Genomic DNA, 17,371 nt, shown 5'->3' with positions numbered 1-17,371 from the left:
AAGCAGCTCCTTTCTTAAAAAGCAATTATATTCTATCATTATTATAGCAAAATTCAGCCATAAAATGTATAATTTTCTTAAACGCTAATTGATAAAAGAGGATATTTATGAATAATTTTGATGGTAAGAAACTATCTCTCAATCATTTACCCGGAAAACTACTTCGAAAAATACGAGAATCAAAAGGATATACCCAAAAGTATGTTGCACAAGGTATCCTTAGACAATCAACTTATTCAAAAATAGAAAGAGAAGAAGCGGAACCTGCTGCTTCCAAACTCTTTGCTATATTGGATCGTTTAGAAATGACTGTGGAAGAATTTTTATTTATACAAGAAAAATATACTTATTCCAGAAAAGGTAAAATTCTTTATTCGTTTGTAAATCAAAAATATAATGTCCCTGATGAATTGGAAAAACTAAAAAAAGAAGCGGATGATTACTTAACTGAATTTGAAGATACCGTCGTAAAAGATATTCAATCTATTTATGAATCGCTAATTGTTTTTGGAAGAACACATGATATCAAACTTGCAAGAAAGTATGTTCAGCCAGTCTGGGATAGGATTGAAGCGTTTGATGAATGGAGATTGACTGAAATCTATTTAGTCAATAATATTATGTTTTTTTTCAATGCAGATACTGCAATCTATATTTCCAGCCGAGCAATCGATCAACTAAAAAAATACGAAGGATTCAACACTAGTGCAAAATTAAGGTATAACTTGAAATTCAATCTAGTTTATCTATTTATGGATAGTAAAAATTACGATAAGGCACTAACCGCTCTTGAAAACTTAATTCCTTATACCAAGGAATTAAAAAAACATGATATGCTAGCTGTTTGTTATGCTAGAAAAGGTGTATCCCTGATTAAATCCGGTGATGAAAAAGGAGAAGAATGGATTAGTAAGGGATTAAATATTCTAGATATCATTGAGGAATACGAACTGAAAAATTTACTTAAAGAAGAAATACATTCATTCATAAATTAAGTTCCCCCTCTTTTTATCGACTGATTATCTAGGGGGGTGGAGGCAAAACAGAATTAAACCGAACAGTTTGTTCCCTTTTTTATATGTTCTATACCATTATATGACTATTTTCCGAGTTTGGAAAAAGTTTGTAGTATACTGTGTTCAAGTTACGAGATCAAGGCTTAACTCCTATCTATTTTCTCCTTGCTAAAGCCGACTGAATCGATCCGTAGCAAAACAATAGACCTCTACCGTAGTTCATATATTGCCTCTCAACTTTATATGAACAACCCCAATTATAAGTCCTTACTTGAAAAAGTGCGGACTTATTTTTGTGTTCTAAAATCTCTTTTTTGATTTATTTTCTGTAGTCTCTATAATTCCTTTATTATTTTTGTAAATATCTATTTTCTCCATTTGCCATAGAAGAATTTCTTTAAAAAGTTAAGCTGAAAATGATGTATATATAATTTAATGAATTAATAGTAAAAAACTATAACAAAGATAGCGCTTTCTTTATAGAGGAAGTCTATATTTTTGCATTAAATTTTCATGACCGGTTGAGTATTTTTTTATTTTATGTATACTGAAGTGAATCAAGAATTATCTACACAGAAAATTCATTTATTCATCACAACTTTTTCAATATTCAAGGACATTTCATCTAATTTAAAAATCAATGTCCGGGAGGGGTATTCAACTCGTATGTGGCAATATAAACAGTTAGAAGAATTGAGCGCAAAAGATCTTCATTTAATTTTAAAAGAAAGAACAAAAGTATTTGTAGTAGAGCAAGCTGCTGCCTATCAGGAAGTAGATGATATTGATCTACGTGCCACACACCTAGTAAAACGGTGTAAAGATACAGTACATGCGTATTGCCGTGTTTATTTACAAGATGGAAAGGTACGAATCGGTCGTGTACTTGTTCCCGAACACTGCAGAAATGTAGGTCATGGAAGAGAATTAATGCAAGTGGCCTTAAATTATATAACCGTTCGCTATCCTAAAAGAGAAGTTCAAATCCAAGCAGAAGCTTATTTGAAAGACTTTTATGAGTCTTTCGGTTTCGAACTTATTTCAGATATTTATTACGAAGACGATATTGCGCATTACGATATGCTTTATAGAAATCAGCAGCAGGTAGAGGCGCAAAGCCTAAAATCAGTAAACGTTTCTAAATAACTTCAACCAATTAGTAAAGGACATCTTTCCCAAAAGATGTCCTTTTTTTATTTTGATATTATATTCAATAACGGGTTAGTAACGGTACTGAACAAAAGCTATTCCCGCATTTCCTCCGTCCGCTTTCATAAATCCGTTCTTTTCATAAAAATGAACTGTTTTTTCCTGATTTTCTGTCATTAAGACTTTTTGCGGAATATGTTTATGATCATTAATCATTTTCTGCAATAGTTTGCTGCCGATTCCTTTACCTTGATAGGCTTCTTTCACTAAAAGGTCTTGAATATATAAGATGTAGACGCCATCCCCCACTGCTCTAACGAGTCCGATCAGCTCTTCTCCTACCCAAGCTGATATAACGTGTAGCGCATTAGGGATGATGGATTGTATAATCGTTTCATCTTCAATATAGGCAGTCCATTTTACATCTAAGTATAACTCTCTTATTTTACTTACATCAATTTCCTTTGTCTCTTTATAAACAATGTTCATTTTACTCTCTCCTTTGTCCAGTTATTTTCATATTCACATAATGGGCTGCACACTCCCCAGCGGTCCTCCCAAAGACAATCGTTTCAGCAATAGCATTGCCGCCAATTCGATTCTGTCCATGTAATCCGCCAACGGTTTCCCCAGCTGCGTAAAGTCCCTTAATGCTTTCTCCGTTTTTATTTAACACTTCTGCATGGATATTGATTTTTACTCCACCCATCGTATGATGAATCCCCGGTGCGATTTTAATCGCAAAATATGGCCCACCATCCATAGAGGATTCAATGGATTCATCTCTTACACTTTGACTTACATTGTTATCATTCCACTTTTTAACTGACTGCTTTAAATTAATTTCCGTCATTTTCAAATATTGAGCTAATGCTTCAATAGAATCTTTTGAATAAACCATTTTCTTATATTCATAAAAGGAGACAGCGAGTACTCGTTTTCTGATTTTATTGTTAAATATTAAGTAAGCATAGGGTTCTTCCAACTTTAAAATCGCATCTGATACAACGTCTCGTCGATCTAATTCTTCAACAAACCTGTTGCCCCATTTATTGACAAGTAGTGCACCTTCTCCTCGCAAAGCTTCAGTTACTAAAATCCCTATTTCTTGATGAACTGTTGGATGAATTTGTACCTGATTCAAATCACGAACAGCTCCCCCGATCGCTTGAATCATTTGAATACCTGATCCTTGGGTTCCTGGATGATTAGTTGTAATGATTCCATCAAGCTGCGGTGCGTACTTCTGTAATAATACCTTGTTAGCACCAAATCCTCCAGTAGTTACGATAACACAATCTGCTAATATTTTTTTCTTTTCCTTCAAATTATCTTCTATTTGTACTCCAACTATTTTGCTATTCTTTACTAGTAATTTTTCTGCCTTTGATTGGAATAGGATTGGAATATTCAATTCTTTTATCTTTTTCAATAATCCAGACACTAGATATTGACCAATAGCTGATCCATCTGCTGGGCGGTGTGTTCTATTCACACTCATCCCACCGGTCTTGGTCAAATCCGATAAAGTGATGCCTAATCCATCCAGCCAATCAATCGCATCTGCTGAATGATTTACGAAATATCGTAGTAACTCTTTATCATTTGTCTGGTTTCCGCCTTTATATGTTTCCTGAAAAAAGCACTCATTAGAATCTATAATACCTTGCTTACATTGAAATTTTGATTCTGAAGCATTCATTCCCGCGGAAGATTTGATTGTATTACCCTTGATCTCATTAAGCTGTTCAACCAAAACAACATTTGCTCCAGATAACTTTGTAGAAATAGCAGCAGCCATTCCTGCTCCTCCTGCCCCTACCACAACAACATCTACTTTATCTTTTAGAATTACCTGCACCAGCAATCGCTCCTTTGGTTTATATGTATGATTGACTTATTGTGAAAAAAGTTCTATTTATATTGTAGCTTTTCTTTAAATATTGTACAACGCAAAAAACCAGGTGATTACACCTGGTTTTTCTGGACTGAAAATTTTATTATTTAAAATTAAACCACTTTTGTGTACGGTTGGCTATTTTAACCAGTAATAACATAACAGGAACTTCTACTAGCACGCCTACCACAGTGGCTAACGTAGCTCCTGAATTTAAGCCAAACAACGAGATAGCAACAGCTACAGATAATTCAAAGAAGTTACTTGCTCCAATCATCGCAGATGGAGCAGCGATGTTATAAGGTAGTTTACATGCATAAGCTCCAAAATAAGTCACACCAAAAATGATAAACGTCTGTAAAATAAGTGGAATTGATATCAATAAGATATGAATGGGATTTTGTACAATGCGTTCTCCTTGAAAAGAAAAGATTATAATCAAAGTAAGCAATAATCCAATCATCGTTACTCGATCAAACTTACTTATAAAGGCTTTTTCAAAGTAAGTTTCTCCTTTTTTACTGACTACTAACTTTCTTACTGCTATTCCAAGCACTAAAGGAACGACAACGAATAATATTGTTGACAGTATCAAAGTATTCCATGGTACGACAACATTACCAACGCCTAGTAGCAATGCAACAATTGGGGCAAACAAGACCAATATAATAATATCATTGATTGAAACTTGAACTAATGTGTAAGCTGGATCCCCGTTTGTCAGCTTGCTCCATACAAACACCATTGCCGTACATGGTGCTGCACCTAAAAGAACAGCTCCTGCAATGTACTCTCGTGCTAACCCCTCTTCAATAAATCCATTGAAGACAAACAAAAAGAAAAATGAGGCAATCAAAAACATCGTAAAGGGTTTAACAGCCCAGTTGATAGTTGTTGTCAAAAATAATCCTTTAGGCTTTTTAGTTGCATCTACTATACTCGAAAAATCAATTTTAAGCATCATAGGGAAAATCATGATCCAAATCAAGATAGCGGTTGGAATAGAGACTTGATAATATTCAAAACGGCTTAAAACATCTGGAATCCAGGGGATGAATTGTCCAATCATAACTCCTATTGCCATACATAGTAAGACCCAGACCGTTAGATATCTTTCGATAAATACTAATTGCTGCTTGCTGCTTACTTTCTTTTTCCATTCTTATCCTCCACTTTACATCATTCATCAAATATTTTTGATTTATTACTCTAAAATTTGTTCTTTCAAACCATGTCTACTATTACAACTAAACATGGTTTAAAAGAACAACTTATTACACATTAATTTTCTTTGCTTTTTATATAATACTGATAGTTGGTATTGCCTCCAGATAATACATAAACTTGCTTGAAACCAATATTCAAAAGGAGGTTCTGGGCAGTATTGCTCGTTACACCTTTATTGCAGTAAACAACCGTGAGCTTATCTTTATCTAATTCCGCTGCTCTTTTACGTAAGTCCGGCATCGGAATATGGACAGCCTCTTTAACATGATTTTTTGCATAAGCCGATTTTGATCTAACATCTACGACTTGAATCACTTTCTGATTCTCTTGTAATTCTACTAACTCTTCTGGTGTAATGACTGGCTGACCAGTGCGGGCATTTTCTAGAACCATTCCCGTATATAATACCGGATCTTTTGTTGTGCTAAAGGGTGGTGCATAAGCTAAATCTAAATGGAATAAATCTTCCGATTTCGCACCAAATGTGATGGCAGTGGCTAACACATCTATTCGTTTATCTACCCCTTCAGGTCCGATAATTTGCGCACCTAATACTCTTCCTGTTTCTCGATCTGCAACAGCTTTGATTAGTAGATTCTTACCACCCACATAGGTTGCATGAGCTGGTTTAATGTTGTGGATCACAACCGGATCAAATCCGGACTGTTGTGCTTCTCTATAAGATAACCCTGTAAAACCAACTGTTAAATCAAATAAACGGAAAATTCCTGTACCTAATATTCCTTTAAAGGATAAAGATCCTCCAGTAAGATGATCTCCTGCAATTCTTCCCATTTTATTGGCTGTAGAACCTAATGGAATATAGGAAGGCTGCTTAGTGATCAAATTAAAACTTTCAGCGACATCTCCGACAGCATAGACATCTTCTTCTGAAGTCTGCATATGTTCATTAACTTTGATTGCTCCAGTATCACCCAACGCTATACCAGCATCTTTCGCTAAAAAAACATTCGGTCTAACGCCAATTGCCAAGATAACTAGATCTACTGGAATATCTTCTCCTGCGTTTGTGTGGAGCTGCTCCGCTTTTCTATCTCCTGTAATCGACTCTACTTTGTCTGCGAGGTGTAGTTTGACATTATTTTCTTTCAATTTTTCTTTCAAATGATAAGACATATCTGCATCAATTTTAGGGAAGATTTGATCTGCCAACTCAACAATTGATACTTCTAAGCCTTTTTGTTTAAACTGTTCAGCCATTTCTAATCCAATAAAACCAGAACCAACTATTGCTACCTTTTTGATTTCCTGATTATGCATATATTGATCAATAGCTTTCGTATTGTCCATCGATTTAACGTGAAAAACATTTTCGTAAGTGTTTAAGTTGAATGGCGGAGGTGTTAAAGAATAAGATCCTGTCGCCAACACTAATTTATCATAAGTTTCTCTAAATCCATTTTCTGAATTTTTATCATAGACTTCAATTTCTTTGACGAGTGGATGAATAGCGGTTACGTGATGATTTGTATGGATATCAATTTCGAAGCGATCTTTAAACCATTTAGGATTTCTAGGAATCAATTCTTCAATCGATTCTACTTCTCCACCTAAATAGTAAGGCATTCCACACACAGAATAAGAAATATCCAGGTTTTCTTCATACACTACAATTTCGACTGTTTCATCATTTCGACGTGCCTTAGCAGCTACAGATGTTCCAGCAGCGACCGATCCAATCACAACAATTTTCATAATATCCTCCTTTTAACAGCAGTTATCGTCTTCTGATTTTAAAAAGTAGCAAAATTGATCAGATAGCAACTCATTAATTTTTTCTTCTTCTACCCAATAGTAACTCCAAGTTTTAGAAACTTCTTTTTTGATCAGTTTAGCATTCAGTAATATCTTCAAATGATACGAAAGTTTAGATTGATGGAGATCCAGAACCTCTTCCAGGTCACATACACAAGATTTGCCATTCAAAGCTAATAAATGCAGAATGGTCAATCGAATAGGATCTGATAATGCTTTAAATTGTTTCGCATAATTGGAGATTTCAGGTGCATCGATCAAAACATTTTTAGTTTGACTCATTCACTAAACTCCTTAATCAATTTATTTTGATGAAGCAAGTATATCAATACTTGCTAAGAGGGGCAACCAGAGAATTGTAAATATTGTAAAGTTTAAATTTTCTATAGTAGTCAATAGAATTTTATTGTATCTTTAATATATAACTATAAATTCTTATGATTATGGAGTGAAATAATGACTGAAAATCGGACCCTTCCAGTCAGAAAATGGAAATCTTTCTTAATGGATATTTTCACCTGTTCGCTGGGGGCTTTCGGGGGCCCTGAAGCTCACTACAGTGTATTCACAGACCAATTAGTGACTAAAAAGCACTATCTCTCAGAAGAAGAGTTAGTCGAATTAATTGCTTTATGCAGTTTTTTACCGGGTCCGAGCAGTACGCAGACAATCGTTGCAATAGGTCACAAAACCGGCGGTCCTTGGTTAGCTTTTCTAACTATGCTTGTCTGGGCCCTGCCTGCATTAGTAATCATGACCGTTCTTTCTTTTCTGTATCAGTTTCTAAATGATCAGGAAATTTCTACGGATATATTAAGATATATAGGCCCTATGGCAGTTGGTTTCATCATTGTTGCTTCCTATCGTATCGGGAAAAAAGTTGTCAAAGACCCTCTTACTTTATTCTTATTATTTTTTGGAGCAGGCATAACTTACTTTATCCGTGACCCCTGGATTTTCCCAGCTGTTTTAATAGCCGGTGGACTTATTAGTATTCTTTCAACAAAGGAGAAAGATCTATGGAACCATGTTAAATTAAATCCACCCTATCCTTATCTTGGATTATTTCTATTTTTCACTTTTGGTTCTTTGTTACTAGCAGTCTTTTTTGATAATGAGCTGATTCAGCTATTCGAGCGGTTCTATCGTTATGGTTATCTCGTTTTTGGTGGTGGTCAAGTGGTTATTCCCGTGATGTATGGTGAATTAGTCGAAGTCAATCAGCTTATGAGCAGTAATGAATTTTTAACTGGTTACGGACTGGTTCAAGGTATCCCTGGTCCCATGTTCAGCTTTAGTGCTTATGCAGGGGGGATGGCTGCACGTTCAGGTTCAGCCTTATATCAGACCATTGGGGCTATAGCTGGAGGAATCGGCATCTTTCTTCCGGGCCTATTGCTTATCTATTTTGTTTACCCGATGTGGGAGAAAATTAAACATATTAAAGGATTTAAAATTGCTTTAAGAGGAGTAGCTGCTGTAGCGGGTGGTTTGATTGCGATCGCTGCAGTCTTATTAACTCAGCAAAGTGGTCTCTCTTGGGATAACCTCCTCATTACTGCAGTCACTGTACTTTTGTTATCCAGTAGAAAAATCCCTGCTCCAATCATTGTTTTAATCATTATTTTAATTGGTTGGCTTTTATAATATAATTCTTCTATGAAGATTTCTACTATCACTAAAGGGATGGGATTTAAATTGGCAGATCTGTTTGAACTGGTCTTTAATTTTATCGTTTTTGTAATATCAGAGTCAGGACAAAGCTTTTTTAGAAATGAAAAAAGAAGTAAGAAGGTTCGTCTATTTCTTGCACTAGTTATTTTTCCTTTCCCTGTCATCCTATTCTTATTATTGACACCTTTTATTATAGAACTTAATATGTGGATCATTTATGTAGTTGTTTTTGGAATAGAAGTTTATTTCAGTTACTTAACCCTTAAATATACTAAAGGCATCCTTATGGGATTTAAAGATTGAAAATAAACTAAGAGGTATTCGCCATTTAGGGGAATACCTCTTTCTATAATACTATCTCATAATATACTTGAGTATCTTTAACCCATTTTTAGCATTCGGATATCTGAAAGGATTATCAAAAAGAGTCGTTTGTTTCAAGATACTTTTCTGGTGAGAGAATGTCTCAAAACTGCTTTTCCCATGATAGCTTCCCATACCGCTTGTTCCAACCCCACCAAATGGTAAATAGGGTGTCACAATATGAAACACAGTGTCGTTAATGCACCCTCCACCAAAAGATACCGATCCTACAATCCGATTTTCCACTTGCTGATCTTGGGTAAACAGATAAAGAGCAAGCGGATTAGGATTTCTAGCAATTCCCTCCATCACCTCTGACAAGTCGTCGTATTCTAAAATAGGTAAGACTGGCCCGAATATCTCCTGTTGCATGACAGAATCTTCCCAAGCCACCTCTTCTAGGATTGTAGGTTCAATGACTAATTGGTTCAAATCTTTGTCCCCACCATAGACCATGGTTCCTTCTGTAAGATACTGTTCAATTCGGTGAAAGTGATTTTGATTCACGATGTGCGTGTATGCTTGATTCTTAAGCGGATATTCTCCATAAAGAGACTTCACGGCATCAATCAACGCCTCTTTAAATTTCTCTTTAACCTCTCTATGTACATAGAGATAGTCTGGCGCAACGCACGTTTGACCTGCATTCATGAATTTCCCCCAAGCAAGTCTTTTTGCTGCAAGTTTGATATCAGCATCTTTATGTACAATGCCGGGACTTTTTCCACCAAGCTCCAATGTTACTGGAGTCAAGTTTTTTGCAGCTGCCTCCATCACGATTTTTCCAACCGGCACACTTCCAGTAAAAAATATATAATCAAAATCTAGCGCTAAGAGTTCTTGCGTTACTTCTGCATCACCTTGGATTACGGTAATATATTCTTCCGGGAAGGCTGATCTAATCAATTGACTTAATACATCTGCAGTATTCGGTGCTAATTCAGAAGGTTTAACAACTGCACAATTGCCTGCTGCTATAGCCCCAATAAGTGGTGACAACGTCAACTGGACAGGATAATTCCACGGTCCTATCAACAAGGTTGTTCCATAAGGATCATAATGGACATACCCTTTTGATCCCAAATGCGTTAGGGACGTTTTCACCCTTTTTGGCCGACTCCATTTCTTTAAATGCTTAATTACAAAGCTGATTTCGTGTAAAACAATCCCAATTTCAGAAGAATAAGACTCAAAGGCAGATTTATTCAGGTCTATTTTCATAGCTTTCATAAGCTTTTGTTCATTTGCTTTTAATAAATATTCCAGATTTTTTAATGCTTGTATCCGAAATTCTATACTTTTTGTACTATCGGTTTCGTAAAAATCGTGTTGTCTTTTTAGTAGCTGGTCATAAGTCCCCATAAAATACCTCCCAATCAAATAATCGCACTCCTAAAGTAACATAAGAAAAATTCTTTCGATAGAAAAAGCTGTACATATTCAAAATAATAAGGCATCTCATGCTTTATTTTATCAAAAAAGCTGGATACCTTATTATTTTCATCTTATAGTTAATCAGTATTAACAATCTTTCTAATCTATCTACATTAAATGATCGTATCTAGTTTTTTTGCTTGCTTTTGTAAATTATTTGATTCAGAATCTATTTGGTTAAATTCTTTTATCGTACCTTCTATTTCCTTTTCACTCATCTCAATCCGCTCTTTCAATTGTCCATTTCCCTCTACAACTAAATTGATGTTGTTAGTGACGGCTAGAATATCTTTTCCAATCGTTTGGGCAGATTCAGAAACTTTTTGAGATAAGTTTTTAACTTCCTGTGCAATAACACCAAACCCTAATCCATAATCTCCTGCATGTGCTGCTTCTATCGAAGCATTAATTGCTAATAAATTAGTATTTGAAGCAATATCTTGAATGGTCTCTATAATATTTTGAATGGATCTATTTTTCTTTTGAAGTTCACTTAGGTTGTTAGTAATTACCGCAGACAAATTGCTCATTTCTTGGCTTTCAGATAATAAGTCCTTTCCTCTTTTAATCCCTAATTGAGAAGACTCAGTCAACTTTTTAGACATTTCCATTAGATCATCGGTAACTTTTTCGATTTCATTTTGTCTTGCCGTAATGTCAGTCGCTACTTTTGCAACGCCAATCACTTCGTTGTGCGCTTCATCATAGATAGGAAAGTATGTTGCTTCAAGCCAGACAATTTCAGAATTTGCATTTTTTCTAATGATCTTATCTTGAAAACTCATACCCCTCAATAAGTTTCTCCATAATTCCTCATAAGCCGGGCTCTCTGAAAAATCAGGAAAACAAAATAACTTATGCTCTTTCCCATATAATTCCTCTTTATTATATCCGAGTACATTGGCAAAATTATCATTTACATAAATGACTCTTCTATTTATATCGAATCGTATAATTGCAATGTTCTGTTCTAAAGCATCAATAATTAATTTTTCATGTAACCCATCTTTTTCAACCTTTACATTCTCCATCATCTTCCTCAGTCTCCTTTTGTTAAAAACACCTTTGCTTTCCTCTGCTGATTCAGAATCAGAAGTAAGTAAATGATTGAAAGCAAGCTTATTATAGTACCAAAAAAGACAAATGTCACTTAATACGAATTAGGAATATCTTAAAAATATCCTTTTATCCGCTTTCACTTATACTTATCGACTACTTTTTAATAAAATTTATAGCATAACATTGTATTTTTTTAGACTATATTACTTATTCTTATATAAAAACCTGCTTTTTTACACAAATTACATTGTGTGCAATGAATAAATTGTGACAGTTTCTAAATTTACCAATTTTTTTCTTTTTCCCTTCTCATAAACAATGCATTATTTTCAAAATAAAGTATAATAGAGCCTAATGGGCATTAATTGCCTTGTGATAAAGATCAAAAAGAAACGAGGCTATATTTTAATGATTACTGTAACGGATGTAAGTTTAAACTTTTCAGATCAAAAATTATTTGATGATGTGAATCTACAATTCAATAATGACAATTGCTATGGTGTAATTGGTGCAAATGGCGCCGGTAAATCTACCTTTTTAAAAATTCTATCTGGGGAAATTTCTCCTACTTCTGGAAATGTTTCTCTTCCAGCAGATAAACGAATGGCTGTTTTGAAGCAGAACCACTATGACTACGAAGATCAAACGGTTATCGATACTGTCATCATGGGGCATAAACGCCTTTATGAGATCATGCAGGAAAAAGATGCGATTTATACAAAAGCGGACTTTTCTGATGCTGATGGGATCCGCGCCGCTGAACTTGAAGGAGAATTTGCGGAATTAAATGGATGGGAAGCTGAACCTGAAGCTATGACTCTCTTAAAAGGTCTAGGTATTCCCGAAACTTTGCATAACCAGAAAATGAGCGAACTAACTGGTGGACAACACGTTAAGACTTTACTTGCTCAAGCTCTATTTGGTGAACCGGATGTATTACTCCTAGATGAGCCTACCAATGGTTTGGATGCTCAATCAATCAGCTGGCTAGAAGATTTTCTGATCAACTTTGAAAATACTGTTATCGTTGTTTCCCATGACCGCCACTTCTTAAACAAAGTATGTACACATATGGTGGATGTTGATTTCGGTAAAATAAAATTATTTGTTGGAAATTACGACTTCTGGTTAGAATCTAGTCAACTAGCTTCTAAACTTGCGGCAGATTCTAATAGTAAAAAAGAAGAAAAAATCAAAGAACTACAAGACTTTATCGCTCGATTCAGTGCGAACGCTTCTAAATCCAAACAAGCAACTTCCCGTAAGAAAATGTTGGATAAAATTACTTTAGATGATATCCAACCTTCTTCTAGACGTTATCCATTTGTTGGATTCACACCAGAACGTGAAATCGGAAATGATTTATTGCGTGTCGAAAATCTTTCAAAAACGATTGATGGTAAAAAAGTTCTAGATAAAATATCATTTAATTTAGGTAGAAATGATAAAGTTGCTTTTACCAGTATGAACGATGTTGCCATTACAACCCTATTCAAAATTATCATGGGTGAAATGGAACCTGATACCGGATCCTTCCAATGGGGTGTAACAACTTCTCAATCTTACTTGCCTAAAGATACAAGTAATGAATTTGAAAACAATGACTCAACAATTGTAGACTGGTTACGTCAGTATGCTTCGAAAGAAGAAAACGACAATACTTTCCTGCGCAGTTTTTTAGGAAGAATGTTATTTTCAGGCGAAGAAGTACTGAAACAAGTTTCTGTCCTTTCCGGAGGAGAAAAAGTTCGTTGCATGCTCTCTAAGATGATGTTAAGTAAAGCTAACGTACTCGTAATGGATGATCCTACAAATCATTTGGATCTAGAGTCTATTACTGCCCTTAATAACGGTCTGATTGATTTCAAAGGTGCCATTCTCTTTGGGTCACATGACCACCAGTTTATCCAGACATTAGCAAATCGTATCATTGAAATTACACCAAACGGAGTGGTTGACCGCTCTGAAACAACTTACGATGAATTTCTGGAAAATAAAGATGTTCAAAAGCAAATCAAGTCTTTATACGCATAATCTCTCAGAGCCAAGTACCTTGAGTACTCGGCTCTTTTTTTGTCTGAATTGTTTTAATTTTATACAACACATTATAATGCAATTCTGTTATAATCATTCCTGAAAGCAAAAACCACCCCAAAAACGTTTATTCTAAACGTTCTTGAAATGGTTTGTTCTATTTTTATTCTACTATACTTAGATATACTTTCGAAGTAATTCTATAAATAATCCAGTAAATTAAAGCAAATGCAACCACTACTCCTACGGTACAAAGTATCAATAGTTTATGCTGCATGATGCCAAAGATCATTAATAATTTATGGATAATCGGATAGGCAAATGCTGTATGAATTGCAGCAGTCAAAATTGGTAAGGTGAACATCCAGACAATTTGAGAGTGTGTAGCTTGTCTAGTCGTTTGTTTATCTAATCCGACTTTTTGCATGATTTGGATTCTTTCCCTATCATCGTATCCTTCTGATACTTGTTTGAAATAGGTGATGAGTAAAGCACCTATTGTAAATAACCCGCCTAAGAAAATACCTAAAAATAAAAATCCGCCATTCATACTGTACCATTCTTGACGACTTGTTTCTCTAGATTCATAGAAACCACTCACTTCCAGGTCATCGGCTTGTGTAATTCCGTTTATCTCAGTTGCATAGTCTTTTTTTACTGCTTCTGATCCTGTGGTATTCCAGTGGTACTCAGCCTGCCATTGGGTTTTAGTGTTACCAGGTTGCTCATTGTTATAACTTAATACTTCATCAATATCTTGAGTTGTAGGAAGAACCGCTATAATAGTATCTACAATTTGGGTATTAGCTTTGATCATCTTAGGAACTTCTTTTAATGAAATAGCATTATATTCCTTCTCTGCAATTGTAAAAGAATCTAAGTTTAAAGAAGATTCATTACTGTAAATAAGTGCTTCTCCTTCCTTTAAATTATACTCCTCAGCACTCATTTGATTAAAATCCTCTAAAGGAAATAATAATAGCATCGTTCCATCAGCATCTCTTATCTCTCTTATATTGAAAACATTTTCTTTTAAATTTCCAAATAAGTTTACAGATTGATATTTAACACCATCCTTAATTTGAAGGTTTTGTTCTTCTGTATATTGTTCCACTCGATCATAAAGCACTTCAGCATTCTGTTCTAATTCTTCTCCTGACATATCTGGGGGAGACATAGTTAACTTATTCTCTGCAGGAAATCGAATACTTAATGTCTCTTCGGTTCCCAAGAATAAAGTAATTGTAGTAGAAACAGCAATAATAACCATTACTGAAAGGATACTAATATTTGCTAATCCTACTGCATGCTGTTTCATTCTGTATAACATTCCAGAAATTGAAATAAAAGGACCTGGTTTATAATATAATTTTTTATTTTTCTTCAACAGTTTTAAAACGATGATAGAGCCTGCCGTAAATAAGAGATACGTTCCAATGATAACTAATAATACTGCTACAAAAAATTGGGTCAAAGCACTCATTGAATCCGCGATCGTTAAAGAGATATAGTAACCTGCTCCTAATGATAGAAGACCAAGCACAAAAAGAATCGGTGAACTTTTCGGTTCTTTTTCCCCTTCTTTTCCACCTTTTAGTAAACGTATAGGGTTTGAAAAAGTTACTTGGGTAATATTGAAAAGCATAGTCAAAAAGAAGATTCCTATAAACAAAGCAATCGTCAGTCCAAATGTGTTCCAGCCAATACTATATTCAATCTCCACCGGGAAATTTAATACATAATTTAAAATTAAAAAGCTCATTTTACCAAACAATATACCTACAATGATCCCAGAAATTATACTAATACTACCAGCTATAACAGTTTCCATTCCTAGTATCGTATTAACATGTTTTTTCTCCAGTCCTAATATACTGTAGAGACCTAGCTCTTTTTTTCTTCTCTTCATTAGAAAACTATTTGTGTAAAAAATAAAGATTAAAGAAAATATCCCAATTACAATTGTTCCCATTCCAAACAAAGAGGTAAGTACGGCTGACCGTTCTTGAACAAACTTATTTGTCAGGAGGGCTGACATCATAATAAACATCGCTACTGTAGTGCCTGCAGCAACCATGTAAGGAATATACAATTTACGGTTTGACTTGATATTCTGCCAAGCCATCTTTGAAATAAAACTAATCTTCATTGTACTCACCTCTACTTGAAGACACTAAAAGAGCTTGCGTGATTTTTTCAGTATATTTCTCATTTGATTGTCCACCACGATAGATCTCATGATAAACACGTCCATCTCTAATAAACAATACTCGGCTAGAATAACTGGCAGCCTGAGCACTATGAGTGACCATTAAAATCGTTTGACCTTCCTGATGAATAGATTCAAACAACTCTAATAAACTTTGAGAAGATTTTGAATCCAATGCGCCTGTAGGTTCGTCTGCTAAAACAATTTTGGGCTCTGTAATCAATGCTCGGGCAACAGCTGCTCTTTGTTTTTGTCCACCTGAAACTTCGTAAGGATATTGGTCCAGCAAAGCCCCAATACCTAGATTTTCAGCTAATGGCTGGATACGCTTTTCCATATTATCTACAGATGTTCGTGCAAGTACTAGTGGTAGTAGGATATTATCTTTTATCGTAAAGTTATCTAATAGATTGAAATCTTGAAATACAAACCCTAGTTGCTCTCTACGAAATCTTGAAATAGACTTATCTTTAATTTCAGAAAGCGGTGTGCCATCTAAATATACTTCACCTTCAGTCGGATTATCCAGCGTGGAAAGAATGTTCAGCAAAGTTGTTTTTCCCGAACCAGATTCTCCCATGATTGCAACAAATTCGCCTTTATCTACTGAGAAATTAACACTACTCAATGCCTCTGTACCTTTTGATCCTAAACGTGGTGTGTAAACTTTTTTCAAATTATTTACTTCCATAAATGTCATTATACTCACTCCTTATTTGTATCTTAAGGATACCGCTTTGCTAATGACTCAGCATTTATCCAATCTTACATATCGAAAAGGAACCTTACAAAAATGTAAGATTCCTTTGTAAGGTTAGTCGAATAATTGAAAATCCGGACGTTTAAAGTCAATGTATACCTTAGTACCTGACCCTAATTCTGACTCAATATGCAGTCTATGACCTAATCTGCTACAGATTTTTTTCGATAGAAATAAACCAAGTCCCGTAGATTTTTCATGTAGTCTGCCATTTAACCCTGTATATCCTTTTTCAAAAATTTTTGGTAAGTCTTCTTCGCGAATTCCGGCACCAGTGTCTTCGATAACTAATGTATGTCCATCTTCTAGAAAAATACTAATTTTACCGGTCTTTGTATACTTCAAACTATTGGATAAAATCTGCTCTACCAATACTTGCAGCCAATTAGGATCTGATAAAAACTGCTTTTCTAATGGTTGATAGACTACCTGTATTTTATTCCTGAATAATTCATAACTCTGTATTTTAAGTAAATCTCTTAAAAAAATCATTCTCGCTTTATTTATTTTGATAACTTTTGCCCAAAACAATCTTTTTAAAGACTCTTTTCATTTTTGTAAGTGCCCAAAAATTACTTTTGTATAATTTTGGGCACACTTATCCCTTGGAACTTTTCTCTTAAATAAATAGTATCCGCTTAGTTTATACCCATGAATGGGACCGCCTCAGGCGGTCGAAGACAGCATAGAATTCTTTATGATAAACGTGATAACTAGACAGTTTAAGATAGACTTGCCTACCTGTTTGGACAAGTTTCCCGGCTACTTTAAGT

Annotated in this window: 15 protein-coding genes; 5 read left to right on the top strand and 10 right to left on the bottom strand. The window is 34.9% G+C overall.

Annotated features, from left to right (window positions below; translation table 11 throughout):
- The first annotated feature begins 107 nt into the window (after window positions 1-107).
- Window positions 108-995: a helix-turn-helix domain-containing protein gene (locus tag BM212_RS06595; RefSeq protein WP_072693795.1), complete on the top strand. Its 888-nt coding sequence runs from the start codon at window positions 108-110 to the stop codon at window positions 993-995.
- 687 nt (window positions 996-1,682) lie between these two features.
- Entirely contained in the window at window positions 1,683-2,162 is a 480-nt protein-coding gene (locus tag BM212_RS06590) for a GNAT family N-acetyltransferase (RefSeq protein WP_072693794.1), read from the top strand.
- 75 nt (window positions 2,163-2,237) lie between these two features.
- Here BM212_RS06590 and BM212_RS06585 read toward each other — a convergent pair whose 3' ends face one another.
- From BM212_RS06585 to BM212_RS06565, 5 genes are all read right to left on the bottom strand, one after another.
- Window positions 2,238-2,654 carry a GNAT family N-acetyltransferase gene (locus BM212_RS06585; RefSeq protein ID WP_072693793.1) on the bottom strand — a complete coding sequence of 139 codons (417 nt, stop codon included), beginning with the start codon at window positions 2,652-2,654 and terminating at the stop codon, window positions 2,238-2,240.
- A gap of 1 nt (window position 2,655) precedes the next feature.
- Window positions 2,656-4,026, bottom strand: a complete 1,371-nt coding sequence (locus BM212_RS06580) for a flavocytochrome c (protein WP_177206374.1) — start codon at window positions 4,024-4,026, stop codon at window positions 2,656-2,658.
- A 139-nt stretch (window positions 4,027-4,165) separates the two neighbouring features.
- A complete protein-coding gene (arsB, locus tag BM212_RS06575) occupies window positions 4,166-5,182 on the bottom strand; it encodes an ACR3 family arsenite efflux transporter (RefSeq protein ID WP_245750944.1) in 1,017 nt (338 codons plus the stop codon).
- Between the two features lie 161 nt (window positions 5,183-5,343).
- Window positions 5,344-7,005: an FAD-dependent oxidoreductase gene (locus BM212_RS06570; protein ID WP_091897462.1), complete on the bottom strand. Its 1,662-nt coding sequence runs from the start codon at window positions 7,003-7,005 to the stop codon at window positions 5,344-5,346.
- 12 nt (window positions 7,006-7,017) lie between these two features.
- Window positions 7,018-7,347: an ArsR/SmtB family transcription factor gene (locus BM212_RS06565; protein ID WP_087059108.1), complete on the bottom strand. Its 330-nt coding sequence runs from the start codon at window positions 7,345-7,347 to the stop codon at window positions 7,018-7,020.
- A gap of 174 nt (window positions 7,348-7,521) precedes the next feature.
- Here BM212_RS06565 and chrA point away from each other — a divergent pair, with 174 nt between their 5' ends.
- The gene (gene chrA / locus BM212_RS06560; protein WP_091897459.1) at window positions 7,522-8,712 is read left to right on the top strand and encodes a chromate efflux transporter; all 1,191 of its coding nucleotides are present in this window, start codon (window positions 7,522-7,524) and stop codon (window positions 8,710-8,712) included.
- A 51-nt stretch (window positions 8,713-8,763) separates the two neighbouring features.
- Window positions 8,764-9,042 (top strand): DUF983 domain-containing protein, encoded by a 279-nt coding sequence (locus BM212_RS06555; protein WP_091897456.1) that lies wholly within the window; start codon window positions 8,764-8,766, stop codon window positions 9,040-9,042.
- 51 nt (window positions 9,043-9,093) lie between these two features.
- Here BM212_RS06555 and BM212_RS06550 read toward each other — a convergent pair whose 3' ends face one another.
- Together BM212_RS06550 and BM212_RS06545 are read right to left on the bottom strand one after the other, a co-directional pair.
- Window positions 9,094-10,464, bottom strand: coding sequence for an aldehyde dehydrogenase (locus BM212_RS06550; RefSeq protein WP_091897453.1), 1,371 nt, complete (start codon window positions 10,462-10,464; stop codon window positions 9,094-9,096).
- A gap of 185 nt (window positions 10,465-10,649) precedes the next feature.
- The gene (locus tag BM212_RS06545; protein ID WP_091897450.1) at window positions 10,650-11,570 is read right to left on the bottom strand and encodes a methyl-accepting chemotaxis protein; all 921 of its coding nucleotides are present in this window, start codon (window positions 11,568-11,570) and stop codon (window positions 10,650-10,652) included.
- 433 nt (window positions 11,571-12,003) lie between these two features.
- Here BM212_RS06545 and BM212_RS06540 point away from each other — a divergent pair, with 433 nt between their 5' ends.
- Window positions 12,004-13,629 (top strand): ABC-F family ATP-binding cassette domain-containing protein, encoded by a 1,626-nt coding sequence (locus tag BM212_RS06540; protein WP_091897447.1) that lies wholly within the window; start codon window positions 12,004-12,006, stop codon window positions 13,627-13,629.
- Between the two features lie 163 nt (window positions 13,630-13,792).
- Here BM212_RS06540 and BM212_RS06535 read toward each other — a convergent pair whose 3' ends face one another.
- The 3 genes from BM212_RS06535 to BM212_RS06525 form a co-directional block, all read right to left on the bottom strand.
- On the bottom strand, window positions 13,793-15,778 hold the full coding sequence (locus BM212_RS06535; RefSeq protein WP_091897444.1) for an ABC transporter permease: 1,986 nt from the start codon (window positions 15,776-15,778) through the stop codon (window positions 13,793-13,795).
- The gene (locus tag BM212_RS06530; RefSeq protein ID WP_091897441.1) at window positions 15,768-16,538 is read right to left on the bottom strand and encodes an ABC transporter ATP-binding protein; all 771 of its coding nucleotides are present in this window, start codon (window positions 16,536-16,538) and stop codon (window positions 15,768-15,770) included. The genes BM212_RS06535 and BM212_RS06530 overlap by 11 nt, the downstream gene beginning before the upstream one ends.
- Before the next feature lie 114 nt (window positions 16,539-16,652).
- Window positions 16,653-17,129, bottom strand: coding sequence for an ATP-binding protein (locus BM212_RS06525; RefSeq protein ID WP_218149693.1), 477 nt, complete (start codon window positions 17,127-17,129; stop codon window positions 16,653-16,655).
- Between the last annotated feature and the right edge of the window lie 242 nt (window positions 17,130-17,371).

The sequence above is a fragment of the Marinilactibacillus piezotolerans genome, from assembly GCF_900114235.1.
Lineage (GTDB): Bacteria > Bacillota > Bacilli > Lactobacillales > Carnobacteriaceae_A > Marinilactibacillus > Marinilactibacillus piezotolerans.
The sequence above is the reverse complement of the archived record's forward strand: the minus strand, read 5'-3'. Positions and strand labels throughout refer to the sequence as shown.

Bases quoted from the DNA above. Each gene is read 5' to 3' on its own strand.
- BM212_RS06595 (WP_072693795.1), top strand. From the start codon at position 108: ATGAATAATTTTGATGGTAAGAAACTATCTCTCAATCATTTACCCGGA.
- BM212_RS06590 (WP_072693794.1), top strand. From the start codon at position 1,683: ATGTGGCAATATAAACAGTTAGAAGAATTGAGCGCAAAAGATCTTCAT.
- BM212_RS06585 (WP_072693793.1), bottom strand. From the start codon at position 2,654: ATGAACATTGTTTATAAAGAGACAAAGGAAATTGATGTAAGTAAAATA.
- BM212_RS06570 (WP_091897462.1), bottom strand. From the start codon at position 7,005: ATGAAAATTGTTGTGATTGGATCGGTCGCTGCTGGAACATCTGTAGCT.
- BM212_RS06565 (WP_087059108.1), bottom strand. From the start codon at position 7,347: ATGAGTCAAACTAAAAATGTTTTGATCGATGCACCTGAAATCTCCAAT.
- chrA (WP_091897459.1), top strand. From the start codon at position 7,522: ATGACTGAAAATCGGACCCTTCCAGTCAGAAAATGGAAATCTTTCTTA.
- BM212_RS06550 (WP_091897453.1), bottom strand. From the start codon at position 10,464: ATGGGGACTTATGACCAGCTACTAAAAAGACAACACGATTTTTACGAA.
- BM212_RS06545 (WP_091897450.1), bottom strand. From the start codon at position 11,570: ATGATGGAGAATGTAAAGGTTGAAAAAGATGGGTTACATGAAAAATTA.
- BM212_RS06540 (WP_091897447.1), top strand. From the start codon at position 12,004: ATGATTACTGTAACGGATGTAAGTTTAAACTTTTCAGATCAAAAATTA.
- BM212_RS06535 (WP_091897444.1), bottom strand. From the start codon at position 15,778: ATGAAGATTAGTTTTATTTCAAAGATGGCTTGGCAGAATATCAAGTCA.
- BM212_RS06530 (WP_091897441.1), bottom strand. From the start codon at position 16,538: ATGACATTTATGGAAGTAAATAATTTGAAAAAAGTTTACACACCACGT.